The organism is Thalassotalea sp. Y01 (assembly GCF_012932945.1).
Classification (GTDB): Bacteria; Pseudomonadota; Gammaproteobacteria; order Enterobacterales; family Alteromonadaceae; genus Thalassotalea_A.
Window position 1 is genome coordinate 324,257 of record NZ_JABBXG010000001.1, and the last position, 17,458, is coordinate 341,714.

At 43.5% G+C, this 17,458-nt stretch carries 10 protein-coding genes and 1 pseudogene; 1 reads left to right on the forward strand and 10 read right to left on the reverse strand.

The genetic code is table 11. The features are described 5' to 3' along the window. Positions 1–26: 26 nt before the first annotated feature. Positions 27–956: a M14 family metallocarboxypeptidase gene (locus HII16_RS01250; protein ID WP_169126723.1), complete on the reverse strand. Its 930-nt coding sequence runs from the start codon at positions 954–956 to the stop codon at positions 27–29. Between the two features lie 15 nt (positions 957–971). Then, complete coding sequence (locus tag HII16_RS01255; RefSeq protein WP_169126724.1) at positions 972–2,501, reverse strand: phospholipase D family protein; 1,530 nt, start codon at positions 2,499–2,501, stop codon at positions 972–974. A 183-nt stretch (positions 2,502–2,684) separates the two neighbouring features. On the opposite strand from HII16_RS01255, the gene HII16_RS01260 reads away from it, so the two are divergent. Then, positions 2,685–3,572, forward strand: a complete 888-nt coding sequence (locus HII16_RS01260; protein ID WP_169126725.1) for a hypothetical protein — start codon at positions 2,685–2,687, stop codon at positions 3,570–3,572. A 3-nt stretch (positions 3,573–3,575) separates the two neighbouring features. On the opposite strand, the gene HII16_RS01265 is transcribed toward HII16_RS01260, so the two are convergent. The 8 genes and pseudogenes from HII16_RS01265 to HII16_RS01300 all read right to left on the reverse strand — a co-directional run bounded on the left by HII16_RS01265 (position 3,576) and on the right by HII16_RS01300 (position 17,457). Beyond that, positions 3,576–5,405 carry an ABC transporter ATP-binding protein gene (locus HII16_RS01265; protein WP_169126726.1) on the reverse strand — a complete coding sequence of 610 codons (1,830 nt, stop codon included), beginning with the start codon at positions 5,403–5,405 and terminating at the stop codon, positions 3,576–3,578. A 114-nt stretch (positions 5,406–5,519) separates the two neighbouring features. Then, positions 5,520–5,873 (reverse strand): cupredoxin domain-containing protein, encoded by a 354-nt coding sequence (locus HII16_RS01270; RefSeq protein ID WP_169126727.1) that lies wholly within the window; start codon positions 5,871–5,873, stop codon positions 5,520–5,522. A gap of 9 nt (positions 5,874–5,882) precedes the next feature. Beyond that, on the reverse strand, positions 5,883–8,114 hold the full coding sequence (locus tag HII16_RS01275; protein WP_169126728.1) for a heavy metal translocating P-type ATPase: 2,232 nt from the start codon (positions 8,112–8,114) through the stop codon (positions 5,883–5,885). A gap of 25 nt (positions 8,115–8,139) precedes the next feature. Then, entirely contained in the window at positions 8,140–8,559 is a 420-nt protein-coding gene (locus tag HII16_RS01280) for a MerR family transcriptional regulator (RefSeq protein WP_169126729.1), read from the reverse strand. 109 nt (positions 8,560–8,668) lie between these two features. Beyond that, a complete protein-coding gene (locus HII16_RS01285; RefSeq protein WP_169126730.1) occupies positions 8,669–10,492 on the reverse strand; it encodes a 2Fe-2S iron-sulfur cluster-binding protein in 1,824 nt (607 codons plus the stop codon). 758 nt (positions 10,493–11,250) lie between these two features. Beyond that, positions 11,251–14,352: pseudogene (locus HII16_RS01290) on the reverse strand (efflux RND transporter permease subunit); the annotation flags it as partial. Positions 14,353–14,363: 11 nt separating this feature from the next. Continuing rightward, the gene (locus HII16_RS01295) at positions 14,364–16,094 is read right to left on the reverse strand and encodes an efflux RND transporter periplasmic adaptor subunit (RefSeq protein WP_169126733.1); all 1,731 of its coding nucleotides are present in this window, start codon (positions 16,092–16,094) and stop codon (positions 14,364–14,366) included. Positions 16,095–16,107: 13 nt separating this feature from the next. Continuing rightward, entirely contained in the window at positions 16,108–17,457 is a 1,350-nt protein-coding gene (locus HII16_RS01300; RefSeq protein WP_248289481.1) for a TolC family protein, read from the reverse strand. Between the last annotated feature and the right edge of the window lies 1 nt (position 17,458).

Sequence of the window (17,458 nt, forward strand, 5' to 3'; positions counted from 1 at the left end):
ACTGTATGTAAAAATGTAAAATCAGTTTATTGATTGAGAATATAATCCAAGCCACCAGTTACAGCGGCAACTTGAGCAAGGATACAATTCTCGTCATCTACCAATGGACTGTCTGGGTAGACTTCTGTGGTGGTGACAAATTGGGCATCGGTAAGCCCCATACACAGCCCAAGTTCTCGAGCGGCATAATTGATGACACCAAATTGCTCAAGATCGACACCAATTAATTTATTTTCGCCGTCCGCCGGTGCAATATGAGTAACCTTGGCAACATTATCAACGATGGCTTTTTGAAAGTCCGCTTCAGGTTTGGTGGTATCACCGACTAAGTAAAATCCGTCAGGAATATTCCAGGTCTTTTGCACTATCGCATCACGCGCCGCTAAGGCTGGTCGAAACTCGCTATTATCGGTGTCCGTCGTTTCATGCAAATCAATGTGCATGATAAATTCATGGGCCTCATCTTCGGCAAAGCCATGTACATATTTCATCACCAGTGCTGACTCTGGTGCTGGTGAATTGGCATAAAAAGAACGGTTTGGATCTATGGCGTCAACATTCCAACGGTTTATCGTTTCATAACCCCATGGACTGATGCATGGCAACACCAATAAGTTAAAATGTTGGCGATATTGCTCGGCCTTGCTCTCAACAAAACGAATGGCGCCTTGTACGCCAGAGGTTTCATAACCATGCACACCGCCGGTAACCAAAACCCATGGCTTATTTTCGCCAAGGGCACTGATTTTAATGGCATAGAGAGGGTAATCGTTGGCTGGGTAGATAAGCTCGCCATATTGTTCAACCAAATAGGTGTCGGCTAATGCATTAATTTTTTCTACTACCTGCTCTTGATAGCTGCGTTTAATTTGTTGCCTTGCTAACCATTGCGCGACTTCCGCCTCGCCCCATTTTTCACCAGTTGTACCAATATCGTATGCTTGTTCTGAACTCATCGCATGTATACCTTTTTATAGAATACTTTTTGGGATCACCCGTCGCCAGGTGAGTCGTAATCGCTTAAGTATACCTGCCTCACTATCAGGATTAAAATCCTCATCAGTACGCCATGCATTCTCTGGTGCCATTTCCGTTAAGATTTCTTGTCTGACATCTGCGGTGATTTGTTTCGATGGGATCACAGTAACACTTTCTGTATTTAGATTGGCACTGCGAGGATCCATATTAAAAGTACCTATGACGGTAATGTTATCGTCAATGACCATGGTTTTCGCGTGCAGACCAAATATTGGCGCCGCTTGCGAATTAGCTTTTAAATCAAGTGCCATGACATTCTGGCGTATTTGCGCATCCGGTTTAAATTCATAGATCTCAACTCCGGTTGCCAATAGCTTTTTTCTATCCCGTTTATAACCGCTAAACGCCTCTAGATTATCCGTCGATGCCAAACTGTTGGTGAGTATTTTCACCTCAACACCTCGGTTAACCGCCGCTTGCATTAATTTTTTACCTTTGTCTGAGGTGATCAAATACGGCGTCTGGATCAAAATCGATGATTTGGCATTATTAACCAAATCGATAAGGCTTTGCGTTGATTTACCTGAACCACCGAGAAAGGTGTTGGCATCGTTTTTACCCGGTATATCGGCGATATACTGCACGCCGTTGAGCCAATGTAATTTTTCTTGATGTTGCACTTGCTCGAACACCTCAGGCACTTTACCAATCCGTTCACGAATAATGGGCAAAAAGTTTTCAGGATCACAGGCATATTGATGCAATTGACTAAAGCTTAATTGGTTAAAATTTTTACTTTTTTCCAGTAATTTAGCCACAGGAACGCTAAGCGCGTGTTGCCAATATTGATCAAACGAGGACTGTATCTGCTTACTGACGCCGCCCAGTAAAAATACATCACGGTCGCGAAAATTGTATTCTTGGTCATAACCAAAATATTCATCGGCAACATTGCGACCACCGGTTATCACCATTTTCGAATCAACGATAAAGGCTTTATTGTGCATACGTTGATTAAAATCATGAAAATCGGTAGCAAGGTGATAAACTTTTTGCGCTAAATTTTTACCGACATTGGCAAGCGGGTTGTAGATTCGGATCTCAATATTTGGGTGCGAATCAATCTTTAGCAGCTCATCGTCACTGGCATCAATCATAATATCGTCGACCAATAAACGGACTTTAACGCCGCGGTCTGCTGCTTGCACCAAATAATCAGACGCAATCAGGCCTATATTGTCGGCAGTGAAAATAAAATATTGAATATCAATGCTTTTTTCAGCCTTAGAGGTCAACCAGGCACGAGATAGCATGGCTTCACTGCCCTTTTCCAATACGTAAACACCGGTTTTTGTTGCCATTTTGTCAGCGTGTTGCGCAACAAGTTGCGACAAACTGGCATCGGTTTGTTGGTGGGTTTGGCATTGTTGTTGCGCGCTCAGCGTCCAAGAAACGAATGAACAACCTAGCAAAAGCAAGGGCTTAACAAGTAAAGGAATATGTTTAACGGCGAGGGTTTGCATGGCCTGGTCCCACTTTATTATTTTTGTACTTTTGTTTAACTTAATCAGTAATTGTTCTCATATTGCCTGAGCGATATCCATATGTCGACCTTGTTGAGTTAGCAAATGCTCGACTATGATCTACAGACGCTCCCTATGCGTTGATACATTATCGTCGTATACCAGATTGCCGAGTAAATAGTTATGTTCAAGGGTTCGTGTCACACATTAAAAGCACAATTCAGCGCTTTGTCGTTTCTATGTCTGCTGTCGTGCTCGACGCTGGCGGCCACCCTCACCATAAAAAGTAACAGCAGCAATAGTAATCAAAATGCCAAAGTCGAACAGTGGCTTACGTTTGCAAAGACAGCGACGGAATCAACGCTAACTGAGATTAAGCAACCGGAATTACCAATCACCGTGAAAGTAAACACTTGGGGTACGGAGCCCGTGCCTTGGGGTGAAGTAAAACGGGCCTTTCGTGGTAAGCAAGAATATGACACCTTGAATTTTGTTGTCGGCGGCCGTGCCAGTTTGACGCAAATGCAAAATGACTGGACCGTGTATCATGAGATGGCGCACCTGTTTCTCCCTTACATGGACTATCCGTCATTTTGGATGAGCGAAGGCTTTGCGTCTTATATGCAAAACGTCATTATGTTGCAGGCCAATGTTTATGATAAAGACACTTTTATCTACAAGATAAAAGACGGATTTAAGCGTGGTAAAAGTAATTGGCAGCGCGCACCAGGAACATTGGCAGAAGTCAGTGATGATATGTGGCAAAAACGGGCGTTCCGCCGAGTACACTGGTCAGGTGTGGCCTACTACCTGACCATAGACAATCAATTGCAACAACAAGGAAGCTCGTTAGCGAAGGTGGTTCGCGATTACTATCAGTGCTGTTTGCAAACCTATCAAACCGGTGAAGCATTGGCTCGGCAGCTAGATAAGGTCAGCAAGACGGACTTATTCTCCACCACTTTCGAGCAATATCATTTACGCAAAGACTTTCCGATTGTCGATAACACACTTATAGAGCAAGTGGCCAGTTATTATCAGCAAAACAATCAGCCTACTAACACCAGATAACAATTACTCTACCCCGAGGAAACCACCGGTCTGGTGCGCCCATAATTGCGCATATATGCCCTTTTTCTCGACTAATTGTTGATGATTACCTTGCTCAACAATTTTACCCTGATCCAGTACAATCAAACGATCCATGGCGGCAATGGTTGACAGGCGATGAGCAATAGCAATCACCGTCTTACCTTCCATTAATTGATATAAGCTTGCCTGAATCGCTGCTTCGACTTCAGAATCAAGCGCCGATGTTGCTTCATCCAATAATAATATTGGCGCATTTTTCAATAACACGCGAGCGATGGCAATACGTTGACGCTGACCACCAGACAGCTTAACCCCGCGTTCACCAACCTGCGCATCTAAGCCCTTATTGCCATGCGGGTCAGTCAGGGTCGCAATAAATTCGCTTGCTTCCGCCTGCTCAATTGCGGCCATGAGTTCTTCATCGCTGGCATCCGGTTTGCCATAAAGAATGTTTTCACGAATAGAACGATGCAATAACGAAGTATCTTGAGTCACCATACCAATATGGGCACGTAATGAATCTTGTTTTACTTGACTGATATCTTGTTCATCAATACTAATTCGACCTTGTTCCAGATCGTAAAATCGCATCAATAAGTTGACCATGGTTGACTTGCCAGCGCCAGAACGCCCTACTAAACCAACTTTTTCCCCCGGTTTTATTTGCAAATCAAGGCCATCGATAACACCGACATTTTCACCATAGTGAAAACTGACATTGGTAAATGAAATCGCCCCTTGGCTCACGTGTAAATCGCTAGCGTCCGCCGTATCTTGCACAGCCGTTGGTTTAGACAAGGTATTCATGCCATCAGCGACTGTGCCGATGTTTTCAAACAAACCGCTGACTTCCCACATGATCCATTGTGACATGCTACTTAAGCGCAATACCAACGCGATGGCAACGGCTATCGCGCCAACGCTTATCGCTTCAATAGTCCATAAGTAAATGGCTATCGCGGCAACGCTGAAAATCAATAAGTAATTGATTAACTGCACAGAAAAATTAATGCCAGTTACCATGCGCATTTGTCGATAAACGGTATCAAGAAAACCTTCCATACTCTGTTTAGCGTAGGCTGCTTCTTGGTCGGTATGGGCGAACAACTTCACGGTTTGAATATTGGTGTAACTGTCAACTATGCGCCCCGTCATTAACGAGCGCGCATCAGCCTGTTCGGTCGATACTCGCTTTAAGCGGGGTAGGAAATACACTTGCAATATCGCATAAGCCACCATCCATATCAGCATTGGCCACAGTAGCCGTAAATCAGCATCCGCCATCATCACCGCCATAGTGACCACGTATATGGTGATATACACCAACACATCCAATAATTTTGTGACGGTTTCGCGCACCGCGAGTGCGGTTTGCATCACCTTGGTGGCCACTCGTCCGGCAAAATCGTCTTGATAAAACGACACACTTTGTCTGAGCATATAACGATGCGCTGACCAGCGAATTGACATCGGATAGTTACCAAGCAGACCTTGATAGATTATCAACGCGTGTAACAACACCAAAACTGGGATGACCACGACAACAATCAGGCCATAGGTTAATAACCTACCACCTTCGTTTTGCCACAGCGTGTCAGGACTGTTGCTAGAGAGCATATCGACTAATTGTCCCATCACACCAAACAATGACACCTCAAGAATGGCCAGAGCTGCGGTTAAAATAGACATAAACACCAAAGGCATTTCAAAACCTTTGGTGTAATGGCGACAAAACTTCCAAAGTTTACCCGGAGGTTGACTAACTTTGTTATCAGGTAGAGCTGCTACCCAAGATTCAAATAGTTTGAACATCGAAAAACTCTTTTAAGGAAAAGGCTTTGCAGCTAGCCTGCAAACTTCGAATTAATTATGAGATAAAGTCTTTGTTATTACGAGATATTTTCTATTAACTCAATGGTTAATTATCTATTTAGCGACTATGACCCCACGATACATCTGCATTTGACAATGAAATTCATGTTCACCAGCCTGAACCGACTTTAATTGTACTTTGGTTATTTCATCCAGAGGTAGGGTCTTGCTGATACCTAGCGATGGAATTTGTAATATTTCAGAACATGGCGATGGATCTTTTCTCAAGAAACGTAAGGCTATATTTTTACCTGCTGGAATTCGAATTGACGACGGCGTATATACTCCATCTTTGACTTCAACAATAATATTTTCATCACTCATTACTTTAGAATCCGGCTTATAAAGCCAGAACCACCAAATGATAAAGCCGATAAGAGTTACACCCAATAAATTAATTAACAACATCTGCCCTCCTTAATGCTGCTGCGCTTTAAAAAAGCGCAGTCTATTGGCATTTGAAACGACAGTAACTGATGAAAAAGCCATCGCCGCCCCAGCTATGACCGGGCTCAAGAGAACACCAAATACTGGATACAGTAGACCTGCGGCTATCGGTATGCCTGCTACGTTATACATGAACGCACCGACAAGATTTTGTTTTATATTCTTTAATGTCGCTTTACTTATTGCTATAGCGTCAGCCAGCCCATGTAATGAACCTCTCATTAACGTAACATCTGCACTTTCAATCGCTACATCCGTTCCGGTTCCAATGGCAAATCCAACATCAGATAACGCCAATGCCGGAGCATCGTTTATGCCATCGCCAGTCATTCCTACAATATGCCCCAATGACTGCAATTCTTTAACTTTATGTGCTTTTTCTTCAGGTAATACTTCAGCAAACACTTCACTAACACCAGCTTGTTTCGCGACAACGTCGGCTGTTTTTTGATTGTCACCGGTTAACATAATAACGCGAATACCATTGGCTTTAAGGCGCGCTATTGCAGAAATTGAATCTGCCTTAATTGGATCTGATACGGCAATGATTGCTGCTAGTATGCCATCCACAGAAAAGTACATGGGGGTTTTTGCTTGTTCGGCTAATTGCTCAATTTTATTGTTAGCATTGCTAATATCGACCCCTTTGGAATTCATCAGTTTCTCGTTGCCAAACACTAATTGTTTACCGTCACACGTCGCTTCTACCCCATGACCACTTATCGAATGAAAAGAATGAATTGGTAGCAAGCTGATGTTTTGTTGTTTAGCACAGGCAACAATGGCTTCTCCTAAAGGATGTTCCGAGCCAGATTCCAAACTAGCTGCCAATAGCAATATATCGGCTTGCTGCATATTATTGAGAGCGATGATGTCAGTCACTTCTGGCTTACCCTCGGTAATTGTGCCTGTTTTATCTAACACCATGGTGTCTATTTTAGAAGCTGTTTGTAACGCTTCACCATTTCGGATTAATACACCAGACTCAGCTGCTTTTCCGACTCCTACCATAACCGACATAGGTGTCGCCAAACCAAGCGCACAAGGGCAAGCGATAATCAACACCGTAGTCGCACAAATAACCGCAAACACAACGGCCTGATCAGGTCCAAAATTTAACCATGCCAATACGGTTAATATGGAGATAATCATTACACCAGGTACAAAGTATGCGGAAATCACATCTGCCAAACGGCCAATTGATGGCTTTGAGTTTTGCGCATGTTTCACCATGGTAATAATACGTGCCAACGCAGTATCTTTGCCGACACTTTTCGCTTTGAAGTAAATAAGGCCTGACTTGTTTAAGGTGCCTGAAACGACCTGATCGCCAGAGCTTTTCTCTACCGGAATAGGCTCTCCTGTTAACATAGATTCATCAACAAAGGTCGTTCCTTCAAGCACGATACCATCAACGGGGATCTTTTCTCCGGGCCTAACTTTAACCACATCATTTAGCAAAACATCTTCAATATTGATGATTATTTCATCATCATTGCGCACTACTGTAGCCTTTTTTACTTGCAACCCGATTAACCGCTTAATTGCTTGAGACGTTTTTCCACGAGCTTTAACTTCCAAAGCTAGCCCAAGATTGATTAAACCAATAATCATTGCCGTGGCTTCGAAATACAAATGTCGCCCCATCATAGGTATAAACTGTGGAACAAGCACGACGACCATGGAGTAAATCCACGCTGTACTGGTTCCTAAAGCAATCAGTGTATCCATATTGGCACTGTGATTTTTAAAACTTTTCCATGCGCCAAGATAAAAATGCTTGCCTGAAAAGTACATTACCGCCAGAGTCAGCATTCCTACCGTTAGCCAGGAAACACGTTCAATCTGAGTATTTACAGTCATTTCACCGATAAATAAACCATAAACCATTAACGGGATCCCTAAACCTAAAGCCAGCCAGGTATGCTTCATTAGCTTACTCTGATACGCCTTATCCGCTAACTCTTTTGTTTCAAGAGCTTCGGTCCCCACCTGATGCTGTAATACACTTGCGCTATATCCTATTGCTTCTATCGCTTTTATAAGCTCGCCGGTCTGAGCACTGCCGCTAACCAATACCGTCCTGTCGGCAAAATTCATCTCTGCCCTTACCACGCCAGGAGTAGCTTTTAATGCTGATTCAATTTTGCCAACGCAACTGGCGCACCCTGCACCGTCAATCATTAACTGTATCGTTTTCATATCACTATCTGCACAATTTAATTCGTTATTGCTGTTGAATCGTAGACTTATCTGAGCCTTCAATTAGATGGCACACCATGTCGGACGATGGTGCACGGTTATCCATGTCTTGCCATTTCTCCAGCGCTAATGTCACCCTTTCTCGCAATTGCAACATCGCTTGAAATTGCTTCTCTGTTTCTTCGAGTCGACGCTTAATAAGCTCTCGAGCCAATGAGCAAACTGTTTTTCCATGATCCGCTTCAGCAAGAATGGTTTCGATATCAGATACAGTAAAACCTAAATGACGGGCACTGAGAATGAACTTTAATCGTTTAACATCTCTACCCGAATAGGCTTTATATCCATTAGCAGACTTAGTGGGGTTTAGTAACTTTAGGCGGGTGTAATATCTAACGGTATCCGCGGTTGTCGCCAGATAATTAGCAAGTTCAGTGACGGTCATTCTAGTTCCCGGTATTGGTTAAAATAAACTTTATGAACTAGAGTGTAGACCTGTGTCTAAGACACAGGTCAAGATTTATTTAATTTTGCTAGGAAAACTTTCGAGAGGATTAACTAAAATCATCAAATGATATGCGCTCTTCGTCAACATTATGACGTTTAAGCAAATCGATAGTAGCTTCCATCATGCCCTTAGGACCACATAAATAAAAATCCAAGTCATCAAGCTCACCAAAGCTCGATAAATTCAATTCAAGAATTTGCTGAGCATACCCTTGAGCTCCCGACCAATCGGCTCCAGGTTGAGATAACGTCGGCAGGTAAGTGAATCGTTCATCTGTGTTAGCCAATTGATAAAACTCATCCTGATAAATCAAATCTTGCTCACTGCGAGCACCGTATATAAATACGATCGATTTATGGCCATCAAATGCCAGTTGCTCCTCAATGATGGCTTTTAATGGCGCCATCCCAGAACCTGCACCGACTAACACCACTATTTTAGCCTGTTCATTGTTAACAAAGAAGTCTTCAAAAGGACCCAGCGCTTCTATGCTTTCACCGACTTGCAAGTTACCCATAAAATTAGAGCCAACACCAGGCAAATGTGAGTTACTGGAGGCCTTTTGCATTTTAATGATGAAACTCAATTCGTTTTCACAATTAGCGACATTAGCAATAGAATAGCTGCGTGAGCAAGCCGCGAAGTCAAACAGGTTATATTCCGTATGTTGCCAATGTGATTGATATTGCTCAGGAATGTTAACGGGTAAAGATTTAACCTGCCCTGCGGGTATCAAAAAACGCATAAAGGCACCAGCCTTATAGTTAAATTCTGCGTTTTTGACTTTAAACCTGAGCTCTTTGATATCTGGACTGACAAAGCGATTTTCTAGGACTTCTAATATTACTTTTTTCGCGTCTGTAACGTCCATTAAGGTCATATGTTCGACATCATTGGCAAAATGTTGGCAAGCCAATCTATAACCTTCATCCAACTGCTCTTGATTAAATTGGGCGATATCGGCTGATGTCACTTTACTATTTGGACTCATCATGACTTGGCAACGGCCACAGGTACCACCACCGCCGCAACTCGACGGTAAGATAATACCTTCGTGCTCAAGCTCACTTAATAAATTTCCATGTGTCGATAGCACCACCTCACCGAGACTGTGCTGATGTTTATCAAATAATTTCACCTTACGATTTGTTGATAACCACTTCAGCTTATATTGACCTCGTAAGGCTAAATCGACGGTCCAGATGATGCCGGTAGTGGATAGCCATAACGTGCCAAAAGCAAACAGGATCATTTGTACGCTGTTGAAGTTGCCATGATTACCGTAATCCATGAAATGCAGCATAAAGAAAATGTCAGCAAATCGTTTGTCATCATCGCTGTGACCGACAATTCGTCCTGTCTCGGCTTCGACATAGACACTGGTATTTACGTCATCGTTAAAATCAATTCGCCAACTGGCATTCTTTTGTTTCGGGATATCGTCAAGTTTTTCAGCAAGGTATGAAACTGACATCAATTCCCCAGGACCATTATAAGATTGCAAGGCAAGCTTACTGGCAAATTCTTTATCAATTTCAGTAGGCTCACCTGTGTAGGCATGATAAAGGCTGAATCGATTGGGGAAATACGGGTATAAGCCCTTTTCGTGGTTAAGCAAATAATAAGGTTGCCCAAGTAGCTCAATCAAAGTTGCAGAAGTTGCCAGCTTGGCTTGCGATAAAATCTCTTTAACATCAACAACCTTGCTTATATCGAGCTGACTCTCATGATGCATATGAGCTCGATATTGATGGCCGCCCGCTTTATGATGGTTCATCAAATTGAAGTAAAAACCCGACAGTAACCACAATAGAAATTGAATACCAACGACTAATGATACCCATTTGTGGATCTTTCGTACCCAAATCATTAAGCACGTCCTCCAGTAGGGTCTGCAGTCAGTTGTTCAGGATTGCTTTTGAATATGCGATAAAAGGTTAATAACAAACCACTAACGCCCGCTACGATGCCGAAAAGTACAACCCAAAAAAGCAAGCTGTTATCGATTTCACTGTCTTCATAATCCATGACATGGAAGCGAAACATCCAATCAAATAAACGCCACCATTCATGACGTTTTGCCACCACGTCTCCACTTACCGCAGAGATATAAATTGCCGGTGCACCAAAGTCATCAAAGTCTATGCGCCAAGCAGGTAAACGCCTTTCGCTCAGTTCAAAAGGTGGATTTTCTTCGATTAAAGTTGCGGATAATACCTCGCCATCACCGGTATATTCATGTTTGGCAAGCTTTACTGCGTGTTGCTCAGCCAATGGTGACAATACGTCACCATTGCTGGCGTCCACTAAATACTTGTTATCGCCGGCCTGAAATCGATAAACCGGCTTATCCATTAACATCGCAACCGATAAATTGCTTATCTCATCATATTGATTACGTAAGTCATCAATGGAAACAGACACCTGTTGATAAGGGATCTTGGTTTGATGATTTTCTACCAAAGAATCGCCGTGGATGTAATCGATGTCAAAAAACACCATATAGGCACCGGTGATAGACCAGATCATGAACTGAATACCAATAAAAGCCATTAACCATTTATGGTATTTACGGCTCGACTTTAACAGGCTAAATGGTGCTTTATTTGCATCGTCCAACGACCTTGCTTTCCATAACAGGTATACCGCAGGCAATACCAAAAGTGTGAGAATAACGGCACTTGCCATACCACCAACCATAGGCGCAGCAATACGACTCATCACTTCAGAACCGGTACCGCTGCCATACAAAATAGGCATTAAACCAATGATAATGGTGGCAACTGTCATCATAACTGGGCGTACACGCAAGCCAGCCCCCTGCATAATGGCATCTATTAACGCACTGTGATCGAACGGACGATTTTCTTGCTTAGCACGTTCAACCGCCTCTTTATAGGCTTGGTTTAAGTAGACAAGCATGATCACGCCTATTTCTACCGCAACCCCAGCAAGGGCAATAAAACCAACCCCTACAGCCACCGAGAAATTAAAGCCTTCTAAATACATCAACCAAATACCGCCAATCATTGCCAGCGGTAAGGTACCCATGATGATGGCCACTTCAGCAAAACTGCGAAAGTTTAAGTACAGCAAGACGATAATGATGGCCAACGTAAGTGGCAATACGTAACTTAACTTTTCCTGAGCTCGCTGCATGTATTCATATTGGCCAGCCCAATTAATTGAGTAACCGGCAGGCAACTCAATTTCATTGGCAACTTTTGCTTTGGCTCCTTCGACATAACTACCGATATCGACACCATCAATATCGATAAAGGTCCAGCCATTGATACGGGCATTTTCACTTTTGATCCCAGGCGGGCCATCTTCAACATAAACGTTTGCCACATCGGCCAATGAAATACGCTGACCTTTTGGCGTGATAACCGGTAATTTTTGCAATTGCTCCGGTGAGTCTCGATAATCCTGTGGATAGCGTAAGTTGACCGGATAACGCTCCAAACCTTCAACCGTCTGCGCCACATTCATACCGCCAATCGCGGTGGCAACCACCTGTTGTACATCAGCAATATTTAAACCATAACGTGCCGCTTTTACCCGGTCGATATCTACTTTGATATAACGGCCACCGGCAACACGCTCTGAGTATACGGATGCTGTACCCGGGTAATCTTTAAGTACCGTCTCCAATTGTTGTCCGATATCTTGAATAACGTCTAGATCGGCACCTGCAACCTTGATACCCACCGGAGTTTTGATACCGGTAGCAAGCATATCGATACGAGTTTTGATCGGCATAACCCAAGCATTAGTCAACCCCGGAAATTGCACCAAATTATCGAACTCTTGTTTTAAGGTATCTGTCGTTACGCCTTCACGCCATTCAGATTGCGGCTTTAACTGAATAAAGGTTTCAATCATGGTAAGCGGTGCCGGATCCGTCGCTGTTTCCGCACGACCGACTTTACCAAAAACATTTTCAACTTCGGGTACGGTGCGAATCAGTTTATCGGTTTGCTGCAAAAGCTCCCTCGCTTTACCTATAGATATACCTGGGTATGTTGTTGGCATATACATAAGGTCACCTTCATCGAGAGGTGGGATAAACTCACTACCAATTTTATCGATAGGTGAAAAGCCAATCCAGGTCACAACTAAAGCCGCGACAATAGTTGCTTTAGGGTAACTGAGCACCAACTTAAGCAGAGGTTTATAACCGGCAATTAAGACGCGATTCACCGGGTTTTTATGTTCCGAAATCACCTTACCGCGGATAAAGTAGCCCATTAGAACCGGGATCAAGGTAATAGCTAAACCCGCTGATGCTGCCATGGCATAAGTTTTTGTATACGCCAATGGAGCAAACATGCGCCCTTCCTGCGCTTCAAGAATAAACACAGGTAAGAAGCTGACGGTAATAATCAGCAAACTAAAGAATAAAGCTGGGCCTACTTCAGATGCGGATTTTGCGACGATTTGCCAACGGTTCTCACTGGTTAATGGCGTTTTTTCCATATGCTTGTGCATATTTTCTATCATCACGATAGCACCATCAGTCATTGCACCAATGGCGATGGCGATACCACCAAGAGACATTATATTGGCGTTGATGCCTTGAAAGTACATGATGATAAATGACACCAATATACCCAGTGGCAAACTGACAATAGCAACAATGGATGAGCGCACGTGGAATAGAAACACCACACAAACGATGGCAACAACCGCTAACTCTTCCATCAATTTTGACCATAAGTTATCAACGGCACTTTCGATTAAGCCAGAACGATCGTATACAGTGACAATTTCTACACCGTCAGGAAGACCACGTTTAAGTTCGGTGAGTTTCTTCTTAACCCCTTCTATGGTTTTCTGCGCGTTTTCACCAAAACGCATGACTACCACGCCACCGACGGTTTCCCCTTCACCATTAAGCTCAGCAACACCTCGGCGCATTTGCGGACCAAGGTTTATTTCAGCGACATAGCCAAGCAGCAAAGGCGTACCTTTCACATTCAAGCCAAGCGGGATTGACTCTAAATCACTGATGGATTGAATATAGCCTGAAGCCGTCACCATGTATTCGGCTTCAGCCATTTCCACAACTGAAGCACCGACTTCTTGGTTACCTTGCTTTATGGCGGTTTGGATAAGGCTCAAAGGAATATCATAAGCACGCAATTTGTCTGGGTTAACCACCACTTGGTACTGCTTAACCATGCCACCTATAGCTGCTACTTCAGACACGCCATTGACGGTTTGTAACTCGTACTTTAAAAACCAATCCTGAATACTGCGCAATTGACTTAAGTCGTGTTGACCGGTTTTATCGACGAGTGCATAAAGATAAACCCAGCCTACACCGGTCGCATCAGGCCCTAGTTGCGGTTTGGCTGCGGATGGTAAACTCGGTGCCACTTGCGACAAGTATTCCAATACTCGCGAACGAGCCCAGTAAATATCGGTATCATCATCAAAAATGATATAGACATAAGAGTCACCAAAGAATGAATAGCCACGAACAGTTTGTGCCCCAGGAACCGACAGCATAGCCGTCGTCAAAGGGTATGTGACCTGATCCTCAACAACCTGAGGCGCTTGTCCCGGATACGAGGTTTTTATGATCACCTGAACATCAGATAAATCAGGGATAGCGTCGACTGGCGTGTTTTTAAAGGCAAACAAGCCAGCACCAATTAAGATAAAGGTGGTCAGTAATACGAAAAAGCGATTAAAGACCGACCAATGAATAATACGTTCAATCATGTCAGTCTCGCTTAGTGATGATTACTGTGATCAATGTCTTGCGATGCTGAGTCATCGCGAGGAGCCATCTCAACGATAATCAAATCATCGTGTACTTCAAAGGTGAAAGTAATCTCATCACCCACACTAAAATCAGTCAGTGAAATATCATCGCCTGCAATAAAGTCCATCGTAGCTGCTGGACGATCCCATTTTTTAATGGCATCACGACTGATATTCACAACTCGGCTATCCGCATTTAGAGAGTTAATAACCCCATTAACTGTCGCTGAGGAAACCGTGCCTTCAGACATAATATGAATACCAGTAACCTGATAATCACCGTCGTCCGTTTTAGTGACTTCGAAGTGCAGTATTTGGCCGGCGTTTAATTCGTTGATATCAACACTACCCGACACCATAAAGTCCATGGTCATTTCCGGCCAACCCCAAGCGTCAGCTGGCCCATGAGTAATATTTACCATGCCATGCCCCGCCATTACGCTATTAACTTCACCTTCCATCCAAACAGATGCTGGTTCTTCATCATGTACCATGCGTTTAAAATCGGAGTTAATGCTGGATTCAGAGTCGATAAGAAATTGAGCTGAGGTTACGACGCGATCTCCTTCGACAAGCCCTTCTAATATCTCAGCTTGATCTTCAACAATAGCACCGAGCTCTACGGCGATAGATTTAAATTGGCCGTCACCTAAATCAAGTACCACTCTGTCTTGTTTTCCTGTGCGAATAACCGCTTCTTTAGGAACAATGAGAGCATCGGGTTTGCTTTCAGTGGCAATAGACACTTGCGCAAACATGTTAGGTTTTAATTGATAATCTTCATTGTTGAATTTTAAACGCACACGCAAGGTGCGGTTTTGTTCATTCAGACTGGGGTATACGTAATCAACCGTGCCTTGCCAGGACTTACCTGGCAAATAATCAAGAGTCATGATTACTGGCAAACCAGATTTAACTTGTGTGGCATCGCGCTCGAATACTTCCGCTTCAACCCACACTTGCTCAAGCTGACCAATACTCATTAACGTATTACCCGGCTTAACATAGAAACCCTCGCGAATTTTTAAGCCATCAAGAACACCAGACTGTGGCGCATAGAAGGTAATGCTTTGTTTCACTCGACGCGTTTTCTCAATATCTGCGATATATTGAGCAGGCAGCTGTAACGTCGCCAAACGCTGTGTAGCGGCTTTGATTAATGTCGCGTTGTTATGTTTTAGAGCAATTAAAAATTCCTCCTGAGCATTAACAAGCTCAGGTGAATATAAGGTGTAGAGTGCTTGGCCCTTCTCGACCGGATCACCTTCAGCTTTGACATAAAGATTTTCAACCCAACCTTCTACTCTAGGGTGTATATGCAGCAGTTTGTCTTCATCGTATTGCACATAACCAACGGTAGAAATCATCTTAGTCAAAGGAGCGGTTTTAACCAATGCGGTTTTTACACCTAAATTATTAACCACGTGCGGCGCAATTTTGACCGCACCTGGACCAAAATCATCTGCACCACTATCTTCTTCATAAACAGGAACTAGGTCCATGCCCATAGGTGATTTGCCCGGTTTATCTCGACGATAATTTGAATCCATTGGCGCCACCCAATAAAGCGGCTTCTTCTCTCCTGAGTCCGCATCTGCTGAGCTATCGCCTGAACCTACAGGTTGCAATAAGGCCATTGCGCCAGCGCCAATAACTACGCCAGCAACGACTGCGATTAATGTTTTTTGATTATTTGACATCACGGTTCTCCGATTACCTGACTGATTGCGTCTGCTGCGCTTGGGTAAGAAAATAATTCAAACGTGACACCGTCTTTAATGTGTCTACGTCTATCTTCACCTTTTCAATGGTGGTATTTAATTCGGCAATTCTTGCCTGAACAACTTCCGCAAAGTCACCATCGTCATTGGTATAGGCTGTTAATGCTGCCTCAGCTTGCTCATGAGTTTGTTTAAGTAATTGCTGATCATATAAAGCTTGTCGCTGCGACAAGCGTTGTAAGTTATTCATCTCTTTATCGACTTCAGCAATCATATTGCGAATTAACAGCAGCTTTTCAGTTTTAACCGCTTCCGATTCCGCAATGGACGCAGCAACTTGCTGGTCTTGTCTATTCTCGGTGAATAAAGGCAAATCAAAGGTGACACCTACCGAGAAAAAGTCTGCTCTATCCATACCATCCGGAGCATCATCTCGGTAGCCATAGCTAGCATTTACGCCCCACTGCGGCTGATATTGTTGATTAGCAAGCTCAACCCCTTTTTTAGCAACTTTCTCCTTTACGTCGATAGCCAATACCGCCGGGTGCGTTGCCAAGAGTTGTGCAAGCTGATTAACGGTTGGGCGATGCTGTTTTAACAACTGGGGGTTATTAACATTCAACTTAGGTAAGGCGCTTGATAGCGTTATTTCCGCATAAGCTTGCTGAAAATAGGCGCTGTTTTGTTGTTCATTTGATTGATAAAACCATTCAGACAATGCCGCACTAGCTGCTTCTAATTTTTGTTGCTCACTCATAAGGCGATCATCAAGGCGCAATAATTCAAGTTGTGCACGAATCACATCTTGCTGCCTGGTTTTCCCTACAGCACTAGAGTAACTGGCTTTGGCGATATCTACCATTTGCTCAAATAAGGCTTTATCTTTATTAATTAAGTCCACTGTCGTTTGCGCTAAATAGGCATCGAGCCACAACTGTGAAACCTGACGTTTGACTTGCGCATTGCGGTTTTCACGCAGTAATGGGAATTTTGTCGCCTCAGTTTTCAGCTGCGAATTTTTAATCGTTAACGTGTCACCACGAGGAAACATTTGACTAACGCCAACCTTTAGCTGAGTCATGGGTTCTTGGTCAAACTCCCAACTATCCGTAGGTAAGTTCATCGCGCTAATGGAGATTTGCGGATCAGGCATAGTCGCAGACGCAGTGCTTCGCGCCTCTACTGCAGATTGCTGTAACTGACTACCACGTAACCAGGGGTCATTTTGTTGTGCTAAAGAAACAGCTTGTTCCAAGCTGATACCTTGCTCTGCGTTAGCATTTGCAGCCATCAGAGAAAAAATAGGCGCAAGCGCACCAAGACAAGCAAACCGTTTAAACATA